The following is a 17,319-nucleotide window of genomic DNA, read 5'->3' as shown; positions in this document are numbered from 1 at the left end:
CCGACTGCCCCCGCCATGCTGACAATTCCCATTTCCTGCGGCGATCCCGCCGCCCTGTTCCGCCCCTGGAGCGCCGAGCCCTGGGCGATGCTGCTCGACAGCGCCGCGCCCCATCCGCGGAATGGGCGGCATTCCTATATCGTTGCGGAACCGTTCCAAACCGTCGAAGCCATCGGCGGCCAGACCCTGATCGACGGCCGGCCGACTGGCGGCAGTCCCTTCGACGCGCTGGAACGGGCGCTTGCCGCTCATCCGCATCTCTCCGACGGCCCGGTTCCCTTCACCGGAGGAGCCGTGGGCTTCATCGGTTACGAAGCCGGAACGGCTTTGGAGGGGCTGCGCTCCCGCCATGGCAATCCGGGCGGACAGCCGGACTTCGCCTTCGGCCTGTACGACGTCGTTGCGGCCTTTGACCGGCAGGAGCGGCGCGCCTGGGTCATCGCCGCCCGGCCGGAGGCGGAGGACCGCGCCCGGCGCATGGCGGCGCGGCTGTCCGTTCCGCCTCCGGAACAATCGGCCGGGCCTGCGCCGATGCGCTGGCGGTCGGAGCTGTCGCGTCCCGAATATCTCGACCGTGTCGGGCGGGTTCTGGAGTATATCCGCGCCGGCGACATCTATCAGGCGAACTTCACCCATCGCTTCCTGGCCGATGCCGGGCCGGACACCGACGCCTACGCGCTGTATGAGCGGCTGCGCCGGTTCAGCCCGGCACCCTTCGCCGCTTTCCTGAACTGCGGCCCCAGGCTGCGTCTGGCCGGGGCGTCGCCGGAGCGCTTTATCCGGCTGGGCGCCGACCGGACGATCGAGACGCGGCCGATCAAGGGCACCCGACCCCGTCACGCCGACCCGGCCGCCGACGCGGCGGCGGCGGCGGAACTGTCGGCCAGCATCAAGGACCGGGCGGAAAACCTGATGATCACCGACCTGCTGCGCAACGATCTGGCGCGGGTGTCGGAGATCGGCAGCGTCAAGGTGCCGGTGCTGTTCGGGCTGGAGAGCTTCGCCACAGTCCATCACCTCGTTTCCGTCGTCACCTCCCGACTGCTGCCGGGGCTGGGGCCGGTGGATTTGCTGCGCGCCGCCTGTCCCGGCGGGTCGATCACCGGGGCGCCGAAGATTCGCGCCATGCAGATCATCGACGAGCTGGAGGTGGCGCGGCGCGGCGCCTATTGCGGGTCTGTGGCCTGGATCGGCTTTGACGGCGCCATGGACAGCAACATCGTCATCCGCACCCTGTCGGTGACGCAGGATCATGTGATCGCCCAGGCCGGCGGCGGCATCGTCGCCGATTCCGATCCGGCGGACGAGCATGAGGAGATGCTGGTCAAGGCCCGTGCCCAGCTGCGCGCCGCCGGCGATCCGGTGGTGGAGTGGGCAGGGGAGAAAATGGCATGACAATCTGGCTGAACGGGCGGCTGATGCCCGCCGCGGAGGCGCGGATCGACCCGGCCGATCGCGGCTTCACGCTGGGCGACGGGCTGTTCGAGACGATCCGGATCAAGGACGGCGCTCCGCGCCACCTGCCGCGCCATCTCGACCGGTTGGGCGCCGGAGCGGCGCTGCTCCGCCTGCCGCTGCCCTATGACGCCGCGGATCTGACCGGTGCCATGACGGCGCTGATCGTGGCGGTGGGCCTGACCGACGGCGTCCTGCGCCTGACCCTGTCTCGTGGCACCGGCGCCCGCGGCGTGCTGCCGCCGGCCGACGCTCGGCCGACCCTGCTGATGACGGCGGCGCCGGCCGCCCACATGACCACGCCGGTCGCCGCAATCATCGCCGGCTGCACCCGCCGCAACGAGCATTCGCCGCTGTCGCGGCTGAAGTCGCTGAACTACCTGGATTCCATCCTGGCCCGGCAGGAGGCGGCGGAGCGCGGCGCCGACGAGGCTCTGCTGCTGAACGGCGCCGGCCGGCTGGCGGAATCGAGCGTCGCCAATCTGTTCCTGTTCCTCGGCGGCCGATTGCTGACCCCACCCGTCGCCGACGGCGCCCTGCCCGGCATCCGCCGTGCCCTGATCCTGGCGCGCCATGGCGCGGAGGAGGCGCCGCTCACCCCCGACGACCTTGCCCGCGCCGACGAGGCCATCCTGACCAACAGTCTGGGCCTGCGCCCGCTGGTGGCGGTGGACGGCCGGCCGGTCGGTTCCGGTACCGCAGGCCCGGTGCTGGACCGTCTGCTGGCCGATGCGGACCTGTGATTTGCCATTCATGGCGCCATTCAAGAGAATGCGATGATCGAGACAGTGACCTTTCCCGAGCTGACCGTCATCGGCTGCATGGTCGAGGCGGGTCGCGACGACCTGCCCGCCGCCGTCGCCGCCGCGTGGGAGCGCGTGTTCGCCGCCGACACCGGAACGGCCGCTTTCGCCGCCGTGTCGCTGCCGGAGGAGAACGGGCTGCAGCGCCGGCTGGTCGGCTTCATGGCGGCGAAGGCGAGCGAGATTCCCGCCGGCATGGTCCGCGTCGACCTCGACGCCGGCCGTTACCTGCGCACCGTGCAGGACGGACCGGTGGCGGGGATTGCCGACGGCTTCGCCCGCCTGCAGGCCCATGCCGAGGCGAACGGGCTGGCGCTGTCCGGCATCGCCCTCGACTTCGGCTACCGGCCGGGGCTGCCGGACGGGCGCCACGAACTGCATCTGGCGCTCGCCCCGCAACTGCCGGCGCTGGCCTGACGCCGCCTCCGCCGCCCGTCAGTTTGCGGTGCTGTAGACGCCGTGGATGCCGAACTCCACCGGCTGTCCGGTCAGGTGACGGGTCAGCAGGGTGGCGACCTCCGCGGCGGCCGGCTTGCCGTCCAGTGCCGCGAGATCGCGCTGCAGCGCCGTCATCGGCTTCGGCGAGGCGATGGCGAGGAAATGGTCGGCGCCGAAGGGCGGCTCCACCGTCAGCGCCAGCCGGTAGGGGCCGCCGCGCGGGATCTGTGCCGGGTCGTTGCGGTCCGCCAGCGGGTAGAGGTAGTTGACCGTGCCGTCGGCGGCGAGGTTGATCAGGGTGAAATAGGTCCCGCTGTTGCCGCCGATGTCGAGCGAGACCGTCTCCCCCTTGCGGTAATCGCGGTCGCCCGGCTCCACCGCCAGGGTCAGCGAGCGGTCCTGCGCCGCCGCCTTCACCCGCACCACCAGCGCCCACTTGTCGACCACCCCCTGCACCCGCCGCCGGGTTTCCGGGTCCGCCGGGTCGCCGGGGATGCTGGCCAGCACGTCGCCCATGGAGCTGACCACCTCGCCGGTGGCGCTGTCCCAGACCAGGGCGGGATCGTCCTTGCCGGCGAGTTCGATCCCGGTGAAGCCCGCCGCCAGCTTCTTCACCGCCGCCGGCTTGCCCAGGATGCGCAACGGGATCGGCCCGGCGTCCGGCAGCAGGGACGGCGGCTTCGGCTTGGCGGCGACAGGGTCGATCAGCGGAATCTCGCCACGGCCGCGTGGCTGCACCTGCGGATGCTGCCGCCCCTCCAGCGCCATGCGCACGGCGCCGCGGACATGCGCCTCCAGCTCCCCCTTGGTGACGATGCCGTCGCCGTCGCGGTCGGCCTGACCGCGCAGCGCATTGGCGAAGGCCCAGCTGAGCGCGCCGCGCGGCTTTTGGTCGATCATCACCTCCGGCGCCAACTCGTGGTCGGCCACTGCGGCGAAGAAAGTGACGTTCGGCTGCTCCTCCGCCTCCGCCTGCAGGGCGGCGCGGGTGGGCAGGGGAAGGGCGTCGTCCTCGATATGGTCGACCGGAACGCCGTCGATCTTCGCCGCCCGCGTGCCCAACATGCCGGCGCGGTCGTCGAAAGCGCGAGTCATCGTGCCGGAATGGCACGAATCGGAGATGAAGATCACCCGGCGCGGAGCGGCCTCCTTCAGCAGAACGGCGATCTCGTCGTCGGTCAGACGCTGGGCGGTGCCAGTGCCGCGCGGGGCGAAATCGGCCAGCACCAGGAACTCGTCCATGCCGTCGGCCTCGCTGCCGGGCACACGCTCCGGTTGCTGGGCGCCATGGCCGGCGAAGGTCAGCACCAGCGTCGAATCGGGGGCGGTCTCGGCGATCAGCTGCCGCCACGCGGCGATGATCCGGCTGCGCTCCGCCTCCCCGTCGATGAACAGGCGCAGCTTGCGGACGCCCAGCCCCTTCAGCGCGTCGGCGATATCGCGGGCGTCGTTCACCGCGCCCTGCAGCGGGTTGACCTGGGTATATCGGTCGATTCCGATGACCAGGGCGGCGATTTCCGCTCGCGCAGGCGTAGCGGCGAGCACAAGTCCTACACCGGCCGCGACCATGACGAGGCTGCCCAGGATCTTGCGCATGGCTGCGCCCTCGCGTCGCCTTCCTCCAAACATTGCAGTCCCCCAACGATGCCCGTGCAGCACAGGCTACACGTTGATGCCTATGCATAAAAGGCTGCACGAATTGGTGGTAAAGATCACTTCCTTTGCGGTTGTTGCTATGGCAGCGTTGTAGCCGGACCCGATCGGCAGGGGGGCCGCATCCACTGTGGGGGTGGAACGGCCGGCCGGGACTTCGGGAACAGAACGAATGACGCCGCAAACGGCAGTGCAAACGGGAATCAGCTCATGCGAAGCAACCGCGCCAAGGCAAGCCTCGTCTCCATCACCATCGTCGCCATGGCACTCAGCGGCTGCGTGACCACGCAGCAGGACCGCATCGGCGCGAATGACGGCACCGACGCCTGCTACCAGTACCGCGTCGCGCTCGATTCGACCGGCGATTATTATGCCGAGGACATGCTGAAGGGCGCCGCCATCGGCGCTGGCGTCGGCGCGCTGACCGGCGTGCTGGCCAGCGGCAACCTGAAGGGCGCGCTGATCGGCGCCGCGGCCGGTGCCGCGCTGGGCACGCTCGGTGGTTACTGGAATTCCAAGGCGCAGCAGGGCCGCGATCAGGCGATCCTGGGCGTGATGAACGACCTCGACACCGAAAACCAGAACCTCAACCGCACCCAGGTCGCTCTCGACCAGCTGGTGAACTGCCGCCGCGCCGAGATCGCGCGCGTCAAGGCCGACTACAAGGCCCAACGCATCGGCAAGCCGGAGGCGGAGCAGCGCATGACCCTGATCCGTGCCCAACTGGACAAGGATTACGCCATCGCCAGCAGCATCAACCAGAACATCGTCAAGCGCCGCGACGAGTATCTGATCGCCGCCGACAACATCGAACCGGGCGCCGCCGAGAGGATCCGCACCAAGACCGCGGTCAAGGAGCAGACCAAGAAGAAGAAGGCGAAGCAGGCCGTCACGACCACCGCCAGCGGTACCCCGGCATCGCAGGTGGTCCAGCGCACCAACACCGCGTTCGAGACGTCGGAGCGCATCAACGCCACCACCGGCAGCATTCAGCAGATCGCCCAGAAGGAAGCCACCCTCGACGCGGTCTGAGGCCTACTCTGACCGGAGCGGCCCGGCCGCGTGTCCCCGGAGATCGACGGGACCTGCGGCCGGACCAGTCCCGGTGACACAGTGCAAGCGGAACGGATGATGGCCGGCTGTCCTACTCGCCAGAACGTGCGACTTCGATGCGGCCTCCGCGCCGCCGTCTACTTGTGGGCCGTTTTCGGCCTGCTGCTGGCCGGGCTCCTGCCGGGCTGGCTCGGGGCCGGGGCGGCGCTGGCGGGCGATGCGTCGACCGGCGCCTTCCTGCGGATCGAGACCGGCGGCCACACCGCGCGCGTCAACCGGCTGGCCAGCGATGCGCAGGGCCGGCTGATCGCCAGCGTTTCCAACGACAAGACCCTGCGCCTGTGGAGCCGCGACAGCGGCGAGCCGCTGGGCGTGCTGCGCGTGCCGATGGAGGCGGGGGACGAGGGGGCGCTCTATGCCGTCGCCCTGTCCGCCGACGGCTCGCTGGCCGTCGCCGCGGGGAACACGGGAACCAGCTGGGGCGACGGCGTCACGCTCTACCTGTTCGACGTGAAGGCGCAGCGGTTGAAGGCCCGGCTTCCCGGCCAGCCGCAGGTGCTGAACGATCTGGCCATCTCGCCAGACGGCCGGTTCGTCGCCGGGGCCTTCGGCGGCACCGCGGGGCTCCGCGTGTGGGACAGCGCCAGCTTCCGCATGGTCGCGGAGGATGCTGGATACGGGGCGCGGGTCTCGGCCCTCGCCTTCGCCCCCGACGGACGGCTCGCCACCGCCTCCTTCGACGGCAATGTCCGGCTCTATGACGCCGGCTTCAAGCAGAAGGCCAAGCGCAGTCCGGGCAAAGGCCTTCCCTACTCGGTCGCCTTTTCCCAAGACGGATCGCTGCTGGCGGTCGGCTATGCCGACCAGACGCGGGTCGACGTGCTGTCCGGCACCGACTTGAAGACGCGCTATTCGCCCAAGACCACCGGCGTCGCCGGGGGCAGCTTTGCCGCCGTCGCCTGGGATGGCACCACCCTGGTCGCCGCCGGCACCGCGACCCAGGACGGAACGCGCAACGTGGTGCGCCGCTGGGCCGAGGCGGGGAAGGGCGCCTTCACCGACGTCGCGGCGGCGCGCGATTCCGTGACCCACCTATTGGCCCTGCCGGGCGGCGGCGTGGCATTCGCCGCCGCCGATCCCGGTTGGGGGGTGATCGATCCGGCCGGCCGGCTGCAGTTCGCCCGCATGGGCGACGTCGCCGATTACCGCGATATCCATCTCGGCCGTTTCGGCCTGTCCGACGACGGTCTGGTGCTGGAATTCGGCATGGAGCAGGGCGGCCGGCGGCCGATGCGCTTCGATGTTCTGGCCCGCAGCCTGACCCCGGCGCCTGAACCGCTGCCGGGCCTGAACCGCCCGGCCGCCGAAGGGCCGGGGATCGGCGTCGCCGACTGGCGCAACAGCCGCACGCCGAAGGTCAACGGCCAGCCGGTGAAGCTGGACAGCGGCGAGTGGGCGCGCAGCGTCACCGTGCTGGGGCCGCAGCGCCGCGTGCTGCTGGGCGGTGAATTCAGCCTGCGCCTGCTCGATTCGGCCGGGGCCGAGCTTGCCCGCGCCGAGGTGCCGGCCGCCGTGTGGGGAGTCGTCGCCTCCGCGGACGGTCGGGTCGCCGTGGCGGCGCTGGGCGACGGCACGCTGCGCTGGTACGCGCTGTCCGGCGGCGCCCGCCCGCTGGAGGAGTTGGCGGCGCTGTTCCCGCACCGCGACGGCCGCCGTTGGGTGCTGTGGACGCCGGAGGCCTTCTTTGACCATTCGGAAAGCGGTGGCGAGACGCTGGTCGGCTTCCACCTGAACGACCCGAAGAAGAAGGGCAGCCAGTGGATCGAGTTCAAGCAGGTCTACCGCGTCTTCGACGCGCCCGAACTGGTGCGTGCCAAGCTGCAGCAGACCGGGCAGGCGAATATCGCGGCGCGGCTCGCCGCCATCGGTGACATCCGCCTGCTGACCCAGCGCCGGCCGCAGGTCACCCTGCTGGATTATTGCACCGTGCCAGCCGCCGCCCGCGGACTGGCGCTCGGCACCGGCGCCGCCGAGGCACCCGCACCGACGGAAAGCCCCGCCCCGGCCCCCGCGCCGGCCGCTCCGACCGCGGCGGCGGATGCCGAAACCTGCCATCCGCTGGACATGACGCCGGTCAGCCGCGCCTTCGCCCGCGCCAAGGAACCGGCACCGCTGAAGCCTGCGGCTCAGGGCGGGGCGCAGGGGGTGGATCTGGACGTTGCGGCGGAGGAACCGCGCCTGACCGTCGCGTTGCCGGAGGGGATCGGTTCCGTCCGTCTGCGTTATCGTCTGGCCGACACCGGCGGCGGCATCGGCACGATCGACCTGTTCCGCAACGGCCGCAACGTCAGCGGTCAGGACAAGTCGCGCGCCTTCGCCCGCGCCAAGGAGCCGGCGCCTCAACCCGCAACTGCGGCGCAACCCTCTGTCGCTCCGCCCAAGGACCAGCCCCCGGCGCCGGAGGAGCGCGTCAGCACCATCCGGCTCGACCCCGGCAGCAACCGGGTGCAGATCCGCGCCTACAACGGCTCCGACGCGATCTACGAACGCTCGGCCCTGGTCGATTTCGTGCTGCCGAAACCTGCCGTGGTTGCCGACGCCGCGGCGGACGACGGCAAGGGGCAGCGCGCGGTGCCGGACCGGCCGCGGCTGATCACCTTCGTCGTCGGCATCGACAAGTACCGGCCGGAGGGGTCGCAGTTGCGCTTCGCCCGCGCCGACGCCACCGCCTTCGCCGACGCGCTGCGCGGCCGGATTCCCGCCAGCTATGACCGTGAACGGTCGCTGGCGCTGTCCAAGACGCTCTATGACGAGCAGGCGAGCCGCGAGGCCATGGTCGCCGGGCTGGAGGCACTCGCCGCCAATGCGCGGGAGGAGGATACGGTCGTCCTCTACCTTGCCGGCCATGGCGTGATCGTGCCGTCGCCGAAGGACCCGTCGGTCAAGCTCTATCACTTCATCACCCAGGACGTGACCGCCGCCACCGCCGAGGCGATCAGCCGGGAAGGCCTGTCGGAGAAGGAGCTGAACCGGCTGGTCAGCGCGATTTCCGCCCGCAACGTCTTGGTGATGCTCGACACTTGCCATTCCGGCGCGGTGTCCGCCGGCACGGTCGACAAGCTGTACCAGGACATGGGACAGCGCTACCTGCTGGCTGCCTCGTCGGAGCAGGAGGAGGCGTTGGACAGCTATGACGGCCGCAACGGCATCTTCGCCCACGCGGTGCTGGAAGGGTTGAAGGGCAAGGCGCTGCTGCCGGGGGACGAGGCGGTCTACAACCTGACGCTCGGCCAATATGTGAACCGTGCTGTGCCGCGTCTGGCGCGGGAAAAGCGCTGGCACCAGTCCGCGATCTTCAAGACCGGCGGCAACGAGCTGAACCCGTTCCCGCTGGCCGCGCCGGAGGCCGGAAAGCCATGAGGCGGGTGGGGTGGGGGCGGAACGCCGCCACAGGGCCGACCGTTGCGACGTCTCCCAAAATCGCCAGCCAGAAATGGGTAGATTAACGTCGATTGGTTCGTTCACAGTGTTTGGAAATGATGGACCGGACCGTTTCGGGAACGGCGCGGGGATTGGGGTGGACATGCAAGGCGGCGATCAGTTTGGCGGCACGCCCGGACCGGAATCGGAACGCACGGTCCTGATGCCGACGCCGGGCGGCCGGCGGCCGGCCGCGTCGGACGGTTCAGCCGGCGGGGAGGCGGTTTTCGCATCGCGGGCATCGGCGGTCGGGGTTTCCGGCCCGGCGCTGGCGGCCATCTTCGCCGCGCGTTCGCCGCTGGCCGCCGCCGCCTCGCCGGTGCTGCTTCTGGCGGCGCGGCTGAACGACATCGGCGGCGTGCCGGACCTTGAGTCTCTGCGCCAGCGCGTGATCGGAGCGCTCGGCGACTTCAAGAAATGGGTGACGGCGTCCGGCATGGACGGGGCGACCCAGGCGACGGCGCACTATGTGCTCTGCGCGCTGATCGACGACATCGTGCTGAATTCCCCCTGGGGCAGCCAGAGTTCCTGGACGCGCCAGAACGTCACCAGCATGTTCCACAAGAACGTCGTCGGCGGTGAGCAGTTCTATGAGCGTCTCGCTTCCGCCCGTCAGGATCCGGGCAAGTACGGCGATCTGCTGGAGCTGATGTATCTCTGCCTGTCGCTGGGCTTCCGCGGCCGCTACCGCGTCGGCGGGCGCCAGGACACCGAGCACGCCCGCATCCGCGAAGACGTCTACAACATCCTGGTCAAGCAACGCGGTTACGCCGACCGCATTCTCTGCCCGAACGCGGCGGCGATGGCGATGGAATACCGGCCGCCGCGCAGTTCGCTGCCGGTTTGGGTGACCGGCGCCGGCACGGCGCTGTTCCTGCTGCTGCTGTTCCTGGCCTTGAGCTTCCTGCTGAACGGCGCGTCCGACCGGCTGTTCGCCGGCTTGGCCGGGCTGCCGCCGCATGGCGGCGTGGTGATCGAGGCGCCCGCCCCGGTCAAGCTGGCGGAAGAGGCGCCGCCCCCGCCGCAGATCGCCCCACCGCCCCCGCCGCCGACGACCCAGGTCCAGCGCGTGCGCAAATTCCTGGAACCGGAGATCGCCGAGGGACTGGTCGAGGTGACGGAGGACGCGCTGTCGGTCACCGTGCGCATGCGCGGCACCACCCTGTTCGCCAGCGGCAGCGCCACCCTGAACGACAAGGTGCGGGGATCGGTCCTGCGCGTCGGCCGCGCCGTTTCGGAGGAGCCGGGCGCGGTGCTGATCACCGGCCACACCGACAATGTGCCGATGACCGGCGGCGGACGGCTGCGCTTCCCCTCGAACTGGCACCTGTCGAAGGCCCGCGCCGAATCGGTGATGGCGGAGTTCGATCCGCTGTTCGCCGACAAGTCCCGCCTGAAGGCGGAGGGCAAGTCCGATACCGAGCCGGTGGCGTCCAACGACACGCCCGAGGGCCGGGCGGCGAATCGCCGGATCGACATCATCCTCAAGAAATGAGCGGAACCGCCCCACCGGGGGCGGTGCCAGCGGCCGGCAGAGACGCCTGAAGGCGAAGACGCCGAAAGAAGATCAGGGACAGGGGTATCGGAATGAGTCGGCTGACCGCCATCTTGCTCTCCCGCGCAGTGTTGGGATTCATCGGCGCGGTGATCGCCGCGGCGCTGATCACGCTGCTGGCGCCGCTCGCCGGTCTGGACATGCCCTGGCTGGCGGTTGCCGCCGCCGTGCCCTTCCCGATCCTCGCCGTCGTGCTGATCCTGCTGAAGCGCCGCGACGCCAAGGCCGAGGAACGGATGACGGCGGAGCTGACCGGCGGCGCCGACGCGGCGCGCATGGCGGCGGTGGACCAGGCCGACGAGGTCGCCGGCCTGCGCAAGACCTTCGCCGAGTCCCTCGCCCTGCTGAAGGCCGGACGCAAGCAGCGGGGCCTGGGCGACGGCTATCTCTACAGCACGCCCTGGTACGTCATCATCGGCCCGCCTGGCGCCGGCAAGACCACGGCGCTGCTGAAGAGCGGCCTGAACTTCCCGCTGGCCGACCAGACCGGGGGCAAGCCGCTGAAGGGCGTCGGCGGTACCCGGCAATGCGACTGGTGGTTCGCCGACGAGGCGATCTTCCTCGACACCGCCGGGCGCTACACCACCCAGGACAGCCACGAGACGGTCGACCAGACCGGCTGGGGCGCCTTCCTGAAACTGCTGAAGGATGCGCGGTCGCGCCAGCCGATCAACGGCGTGCTTGTGGCGATGGCAGTCCCCGACCTCGCCGCCGCCGGACCGGAGGAGCGGGCGCAGCATGCCGCCGCCATCCGCCGCCGCCTGCGCGAGCTGTACGAGACGCTCAAGGTCAAGGCGCCGGTCTATCTGCTGCTGACCAAGGCCGATCTGATCGCCGGCTTCAACGAGTTCTTCCACGACCTGAACCGCGACGAACGCAGGCAGATCGTCGGCGTCACCCTGCCGGCGGCCGAGAGCGAACTGGGCGATGCCGGCATGGCGACGCTGGGCAGCGAACTGGACGGCATCGCCGGCCGGCTGTCCGCCCGCGCCGTCGACCGCATCCAGCAGGAACATGCGCAGGAGCGCCGCGGCGCCATCTTCGCCTTCCCGTCGCAGCTCGCCTCCTTGAAGGAACCGCTGCTCGACTTCGTGTCCGCCGCCTTCAAGGCCAACCGGTACGAGCCGGCGCTGCGGCTGCGCGGCATCTATTTCACCAGCGGCACCCAGGAAGGCACGCAGATCGACCGGCTGATCGGCGGACTGGCCGAAAGCTTCGGCCTGCCGGCGGCGCCCTTCCGCGGCGGCGCCGTCGCCGCGGGGCAGCAGCGCAGCTATTTCCTGGGCGGCCTGCTGAACGATCTGGTGTTCCGCGAGGCCAACATGGTCGGCTTCGACCCGGCGGCGGAACGGCGGCGCATCTGGATCCCGCGCATCGCCTACAGCCTGTTCGGGCTGGTCACAATCGCCGCGACCGCCGCCTGGGTCGCCAGCTATCTCGGCAATGCCGGGCTGATCGACCGCGAACAGCAGGCGGTCGACGCCTATCGGCCGAAGGCGGAGGCGTTGGCCGCCGGCACCGTCGCCGACGACGACATCCGCCGCGTGTGGCCGGTGCTGAACGAGCTGCGCGCCCTGCCGGCCGGCCATGACACGCTGGCGCTGAAGCAGAAGCTGGCGCTCGATTTCGGCCTCTACCAGGGCGACAAGCTGGAGGAGGCCGGCGACACGCTCTATCGCCGTGCCGTCAACGGGTTGCTGATGCCGCGCCTGCTGGTGCGGGTGCAGCGCGACCTGCGCGACCGGCTGATGGCCGACGACGCCCCGGCGGTGGAAGCCCTGCTGCGCCTCTACCTGACGCTGGGCGGCGCCGGGCCGGTCAACGGCGACGAGGTGAAGGGCTGGACCGTCGGCTGGCTGCGCCGCGTCTCGCCCCCGCCGGGCGAGGAGGAGACCAAGGCGATCCTCGGCCACATCGACGCCGGGCTGTCCGCTCCCGCCGGCCTGCCGAAGGCCAATCTGGATGCCGAGTTGATCCGGCAGGCGCGCGAAGTGCTGGCCCGCACGCCGCTGGCCGCCCGCGCCTATGCCGTCGTGCGTGACGGCGAGGCGGCGCGCAAGCTGCAGGACTGGCGCCCGTCGGAGCAGGCCGGTCCGGAAGGCGACCGGGTGTTCCGCCGGTCCTCCGGTGCGCGCCTCAGCGACGGCGTTCCAGGCTTCTATACCCTGCAAGGCTTCACCTCCGTCATGCTACCGGGCCTGCCCGGCGCGGCGCGCTCGGTGCGCGACCTCAGCTGGCTGCTAGGGCCCCCGCGCGGGGAGGAAGCCGGTCCGGAACTTGAGACGGCGGCACTGACGCTTTACCTTCGCGACTATGCCGGCCGCTGGGACGCGCTGCTGAACGACATCACCCTGGTGCCGGCCGCCAACCCGCAGGCGCTGGCCGAGGAGGTCAACATCCTGTCCGGCCGCAGCTCTCCCCTGCAGAAGTTGCTGACGGCGGTGGCGAACGAGACGACGCTGCAACGTGTGCCGGAGGCGCCGGCCGGCGCCTCGCCCGCGGTGGCGGCGGTGGCCGCGGCGGCTGCCGACAGCGGCGTGGCGAAGCTGGTCACGCAGATGGTCGACGACCGCTTCCGGCCGTTGAACGACTTTACCCGCAACAGCGGCAACGCCCGGCTGGAGGAGTTGCTGCGCCAGCTGGAGGCCGTGCATGCCGTGCTGGCGCGGCTGTCGCTCGGCTCCGGCGGCGGGCAGAAGCTGTTCGATCTGGCGGCCAACGGCGGCGGCGAGGTGTTCCAGAAGCTGGCCACCGATGTCGGCTATTTCCCGCAGCCGGTCCGCCGCTGGACCGAGGAACTGGTGGAGCAGGGCACGGCGCGGACGCTGAGCGGCGCCCGCGCGCAGATCAACGCGGAATGGCAGAGCACGGTCGTGCCCTGGTGCCGCCGCGCGCTCGACAACCGCTATCCCTTCGTCAAGGGCGCCTCGGCCGATGTCGGCATGGATGATTTCGCCCGGATGTTCGCGCCCGGCGGGCTGATCGACGCCTTCTTCACCAACCGGCTGCGGCCGTTCGTCGACACGACGAAGGAGCCCTGGCGCTGGCAGCCGTCGGCCGCCGACCTCGGCATCCCGGCCGCCGTCCTGCCGGCCTTCCAGCATGCGGCGGCGATCCGCGACGCCTTCTTCCCCGACGGGGGCCGGGCGCCGTCGCTGCGCTTCGAACTGCGCCCGACCTATCTCGGACCGGGGGTGGAGCAGGTCGATCTGGACATCGACGGCCAGCGCCTGACCTTCGCCCGCAACGCCACGCTGGCGCAGGGGCTGCAATGGCCGAAGCCGGGTGGGGCGGGCGACCTGCGCGTGACCTTCACCGGGCAGCCGACCGAACCGCCGGAGATGACCCAGCGCAGCGGAAGCTGGGCGTGGTTCCGCACGCTGGACGCCAACCGCGGCCGCAAGGGGGCGGTGCCCGACCGCATCCCGCTGAGCTTCGGCGCCGCCGGCAAGTCGGCCGGGTTCGACGTGCGCATGACCAGCGCCGTCAACCCCTTCTCGATCCGCGACCTCAAGGACTTCCGATGCCCGGACAGCCTTTGATGGGCCAGTCTTTGATGGGACATGCCGGCTGTTTCGGCAAGCTGCCGGCGCGCGGCGACTTCCTGCTGCGCGGCCTGCCGCGGAGCTTCGCCGACCCGTGGCACGAGTGGCTGCTCGACGGGTTGCAGGCCAGCCGGGCGGCGCTGGGCGAGGGGTGGATGGACCGCTACCTCAACGCGCCGATCTGGCGTTTCGTGCTGGAGGCCGGCGTGTGTGGCCCGCAGGCGGCGGCCGGCGTGATGATGTCCAGCGTCGACAAGGCCGGCCGGCATTTCCCGCTGACCCTGGTGGCGCTGCTCGCACCCGGCCACTCCGCCGACGGGGTGGAGGCCGACGACCCATGGTTCGAGGCGGCGGAGGAGTTGGCCCTGTCCGCCCTGACCCACACGCTGGATGTCGAAGCCTTCGTCGGCTCCGTCGGCGCCCTGTCGGTGCCGCGACCCTCAGGGCCGTCATCGTCCGCTGCCGTCCGCTGGTGGACGCTGGGCGGGGAGGGCGTGGCGGAGCAGGGCTTCACCGGCGCCGGCCTGCCGCCCGCGGCACGCTTCGCCGATTTCCTGACCGGCCGGGCCGGGGAGGGGGCGTCGTGATGCAGTTCGTCCAGGATGACCGTCTGCTGTCGCTGGAAACCCCGGCCGGCCCCGATGTGCTGCTGGTGGAGCGGGTCCAGGGGCGGGAGTCGCTGTCCAGCCCCTTCCTCTACCGCATCGATGCGCTCGGCCCCATCGAACCGCTGGCGCCGGAAGTCATCGTCGGCAACAGCGTCAACATCGGCTTCCGCCAGTTGGACGGCGAGCGGCATTACGTCAACGGCATCGCCCGCTCGCTCGGCGTCGGCGTGCCGGTGGGTCGCGACCAGCGCTATTACACGATCGAGGTGGTGCCCTGGCTGTCGCTGCTGTCCTACACCAGCGATTGCCGCATCTTCCACAGCCTGGGCAGCGGCGGCCCGATGGCGGTGCCGAAGATCGTCGAGACGATCTTCCATGAATTCGGCTTTTCCAACTTCGAATTCCGCAGCCTGACCGGTAGCTACCAGCCGCGCGAATATTGCGTCCAGTACAACGAGACCTATTTCGACTTCGTCAGCCGGCTGCTGGAAGAAGAGGGTATCTATTATTACTTCGCGCATGAGCGCAATCGCCACAAGCTGATCCTGTCGGACAGTGCCGCCGGCTATGCCAAGCTGCCGGCGGCGACGCTGCGCTTCAACCCCAGCGGCCAATATGCCGACCAGATCGAGCGGTGGCAGCGGGTCTATTCCATCGCGTCGGGGCGCTGGGCAACCAAGGATTATGATTTCCAGGCGCCGCGCACGCCGCTCGACAGCGACGAGGCGTCGGTCGCCAAGGTGCCGGTGTCCACCAAATACGAGCTGTTCGAATATCCCGGCCGCTATGCCACGCGCGATGCCGGCTCCGCGATCGCCCGCCGCCGGATGGAGACGGAGGAGCGCGGGCTGGAGGGGGTGCGCGGCGTCGGCGCCTGCCGCACCCTGCATCCCGGCATGACCTTCGCGCTGACCGACCACCCGACGGCGGCCGAGAACAACCAGCCGGTCGTTGTGGCGGAGTTGGAGTTCGACGCCTGCAATGAAGGGTTCCTGCCCGGCGACAAGCGCAAGGCCTCCTACGGCAACAGCTTCCACGCCCTGCCGGCGAAATCGGTGGTGCGGCCGGCGCGGTCGACGCCGAAACCGTCGGTGCGCGGCATCCAGACCGCCTTCGTCGTCGGGCCGGCGGGGGAGGAGATCTACACCGACAAGTTCGGCCGCATCATGGTGCAGTTCCATTGGGACCGCCGCGGCCGGTCGGACGAAAAAAGCTCCTGCTGGATCCGGGTGGCGCAGAGCTGGGCCGGGCATCAGTGGGGCATGCAGACGGTGCCGCGCGTCGGCATGGAGGTGCTGGTCGATTTCGTCGATGGCGATCCCGACCGGCCGATGGTGATCGGCGTGGTCAACAACGCCGATGCGCTGCCGACCTATGCCCTGCCCGAACACAAGACGCGGTCCGGCATCAAGACGCGCAGTTCGCCCGGCGGGCGTGGCTTCAACGAAATCCGATTCGAGGACAAGGCGGGGAAGGAGCAGGTCTTCCTCCATGCCCAGCGCGACTACGACCTGCGCATCGGCCATGACAGCCGGACGTCGGTGGCGTCCGGCCAGCATGTGAACGTCGCCGGGGGCCTGTGGGAGTGGGTGGGCAAGAACCACCACGCCACGGTGGACGGCGACCATGTCGAATCCATCGGCGGCGGCGTGTCGCGCAATGTCGGCGTCGATGTGCATGACAAGGTCGGCACCAACTATGCCGTCCATGCCGGGACCAACCTGTGCCTGGAGGCCGGGGCCTCGCTGACCCTCAAGGTCGGCGGCAGCTTCATCACGCTGAACGCGGCCGGCATCTCGATGAACGGCACCATGGTGCTGATCAACAGCGGCGGTGCCGCCAACGGGCTGAGCGCGGCGCCGGCGAAGCCCGACAAGCCGTCGCCCGCCGACAAGGACAAGGGCGGCTCGATCAAGGCGCCGCCCAAGGCGAAGCTGCCGCGCGCGGCGCAAAGTCACAGCCCGAAGGCCGCCGCGCAGGCGATGGTGATGCGCAACGCCGCCGCGTCCAACACGCCGCTGTGCGAGATCTGTCAGAAATGATGCCAGAAATGACCCACCGGACATGATCTTCCAGACATGAACAAGGCGATGACAGGCCCATCCCCCCGCCGCACCCCGCAGGAGGTGGTTGCCCGGCTCGCGCATCATCTGTGGCCGCAGGGCGAGAGAGAGGGCGGATCGGATGGGGAGGAGCGCGGTCTCTACATGATCGTCGACGCCGCGCGCGATCCCGGCCTCTATCCCGGCCTGCTGGCGCGGGAGGAGGAGGCGGAGATGCGCGCCCTCTACCAGGGCGAAACCGCGAGCGAGATGGCCGAGGTGGCCCCCTATCTGGTCCGGCTGGATCGCGGCGGCGCCGTCGCCGACTGGCTGGTCGGGGAGGGCTGGGGCCGTGGCTGGGGCATCCTGGTGCAGGCCGGCGGCGACATCGACATGGTGCGCCGGCATTTCCGCAAGCTCACCATCGTCAACGACGCGAAGGGGGCGACTTACCTGTTCCGCTTCTACGATCCGGCGGTGCTGCGCAGCTTCCTGCCGATCAGCGATGCGGCCCAGCGCGACGCATTGTTCGGGTCCGGCATCCGGTTCATGATGGAGGACGCGGGCGCCGCGGCGCTCATCCTGTTCGAACTGGTTGACGGCGACCTGCGCCGCGTCGAAGTGCCCCTCGGCGCGCCTGCGGGGGCGGCCGGCACCCCCCCTGTCCGCTGATGCCCGAGCCAAAGG

General features: G+C 70.3%; 11 protein-coding genes. 10 read left to right on the top strand and 1 reads right to left on the bottom strand.

Annotation, left to right across the window (positions count from 1 at the left end):
* Positions 1 to 15: 15 nt before the first annotated feature.
* The 3 genes from pabB to M5E06_RS23735 are packed head-to-tail and all read left to right on the top strand — an operon-like array spanning position 16 to position 2,675.
* Entirely contained in the window at positions 16 to 1,395 is a 1,380-nt protein-coding gene (gene pabB, locus M5E06_RS23745; RefSeq protein WP_252140300.1) for an aminodeoxychorismate synthase component I, read from the top strand.
* The gene (locus M5E06_RS23740; RefSeq protein WP_252140299.1) at positions 1,392 to 2,198 is read left to right on the top strand and encodes an aminotransferase class IV; all 807 of its coding nucleotides are present in this window, start codon (positions 1,392 to 1,394) and stop codon (positions 2,196 to 2,198) included. Before pabB ends, M5E06_RS23740 begins: the two co-directional genes overlap by 4 nt.
* A gap of 33 nt (positions 2,199 to 2,231) precedes the next feature.
* Complete coding sequence (locus M5E06_RS23735; protein WP_252140298.1) at positions 2,232 to 2,675, top strand: GyrI-like domain-containing protein; 444 nt, start codon at positions 2,232 to 2,234, stop codon at positions 2,673 to 2,675.
* Between the two features lie 18 nt (positions 2,676 to 2,693).
* Here M5E06_RS23735 and M5E06_RS23730 read toward each other — a convergent pair whose 3' ends face one another.
* Complete coding sequence (locus tag M5E06_RS23730) at positions 2,694 to 4,292, bottom strand: caspase family protein (protein ID WP_252140297.1); 1,599 nt, start codon at positions 4,290 to 4,292, stop codon at positions 2,694 to 2,696.
* Positions 4,293 to 4,559: 267 nt separating this feature from the next.
* Between M5E06_RS23730 and M5E06_RS23725 the strand changes: the two genes are divergently transcribed.
* From M5E06_RS23725 to M5E06_RS23695, 7 genes are all read left to right on the top strand, one after another.
* Complete coding sequence (locus tag M5E06_RS23725) at positions 4,560 to 5,381, top strand: YMGG-like glycine zipper-containing protein (protein ID WP_252140296.1); 822 nt, start codon at positions 4,560 to 4,562, stop codon at positions 5,379 to 5,381.
* Between the two features lie 162 nt (positions 5,382 to 5,543).
* On the top strand, positions 5,544 to 8,822 hold the full coding sequence (locus tag M5E06_RS23720; protein WP_252140295.1) for a caspase family protein: 3,279 nt from the start codon (positions 5,544 to 5,546) through the stop codon (positions 8,820 to 8,822).
* Positions 8,823 to 8,985: 163 nt separating this feature from the next.
* On the top strand, positions 8,986 to 10,377 hold the full coding sequence (gene tssL / locus M5E06_RS23715) for a type VI secretion system protein TssL, long form (RefSeq protein ID WP_252140294.1): 1,392 nt from the start codon (positions 8,986 to 8,988) through the stop codon (positions 10,375 to 10,377).
* A gap of 92 nt (positions 10,378 to 10,469) precedes the next feature.
* Positions 10,470 to 13,979, top strand: coding sequence for a type VI secretion system membrane subunit TssM (tssM, locus tag M5E06_RS23710; protein ID WP_252140293.1), 3,510 nt, complete (start codon positions 10,470 to 10,472; stop codon positions 13,977 to 13,979).
* A complete protein-coding gene (tagF, locus tag M5E06_RS23705) occupies positions 13,979 to 14,569 on the top strand; it encodes a type VI secretion system-associated protein TagF (protein WP_252140292.1) in 591 nt (196 codons plus the stop codon). The genes tssM and tagF overlap by 1 nt, the downstream gene beginning before the upstream one ends.
* Complete coding sequence (locus M5E06_RS23700; protein WP_252140439.1) at positions 14,569 to 16,632, top strand: type VI secretion system Vgr family protein; 2,064 nt, start codon at positions 14,569 to 14,571, stop codon at positions 16,630 to 16,632. Before tagF ends, M5E06_RS23700 begins: the two co-directional genes overlap by 1 nt.
* A gap of 36 nt (positions 16,633 to 16,668) precedes the next feature.
* Complete coding sequence (locus tag M5E06_RS23695) at positions 16,669 to 17,304, top strand: DUF4123 domain-containing protein (RefSeq protein WP_252140291.1); 636 nt, start codon at positions 16,669 to 16,671, stop codon at positions 17,302 to 17,304.
* Positions 17,305 to 17,319 lie beyond the last annotated feature (15 nt).

This window comes from Azospirillum sp. A1-3, assembly GCF_023806445.1.
Taxonomy (GTDB): domain Bacteria; phylum Pseudomonadota; class Alphaproteobacteria; order Azospirillales; family Azospirillaceae; genus Azospirillum.
This window is presented reverse-complemented; position numbering and strand designations above follow the sequence as displayed.

Coding starts and splice junctions, on each gene's coding strand:
- pabB (WP_252140300.1), top strand. CDS start 16: ATGCTGACAATTCCCATTTCCTGCGGCGATCCCGCCGCCCTGTTCCGC.
- M5E06_RS23740 (WP_252140299.1), top strand. CDS start 1,392: ATGACAATCTGGCTGAACGGGCGGCTGATGCCCGCCGCGGAGGCGCGG.
- M5E06_RS23735 (WP_252140298.1), top strand. CDS start 2,232: ATGATCGAGACAGTGACCTTTCCCGAGCTGACCGTCATCGGCTGCATG.
- M5E06_RS23730 (WP_252140297.1), bottom strand. CDS start 4,292: ATGCGCAAGATCCTGGGCAGCCTCGTCATGGTCGCGGCCGGTGTAGGA.
- M5E06_RS23725 (WP_252140296.1), top strand. CDS start 4,560: ATGCGAAGCAACCGCGCCAAGGCAAGCCTCGTCTCCATCACCATCGTC.
- tssL (WP_252140294.1), top strand. CDS start 8,986: ATGCAAGGCGGCGATCAGTTTGGCGGCACGCCCGGACCGGAATCGGAA.
- tssM (WP_252140293.1), top strand. CDS start 10,470: ATGAGTCGGCTGACCGCCATCTTGCTCTCCCGCGCAGTGTTGGGATTC.
- tagF (WP_252140292.1), top strand. CDS start 13,979: ATGGGCCAGTCTTTGATGGGACATGCCGGCTGTTTCGGCAAGCTGCCG.
- M5E06_RS23700 (WP_252140439.1), top strand. CDS start 14,569: ATGCAGTTCGTCCAGGATGACCGTCTGCTGTCGCTGGAAACCCCGGCC.
- M5E06_RS23695 (WP_252140291.1), top strand. CDS start 16,669: ATGAACAAGGCGATGACAGGCCCATCCCCCCGCCGCACCCCGCAGGAG.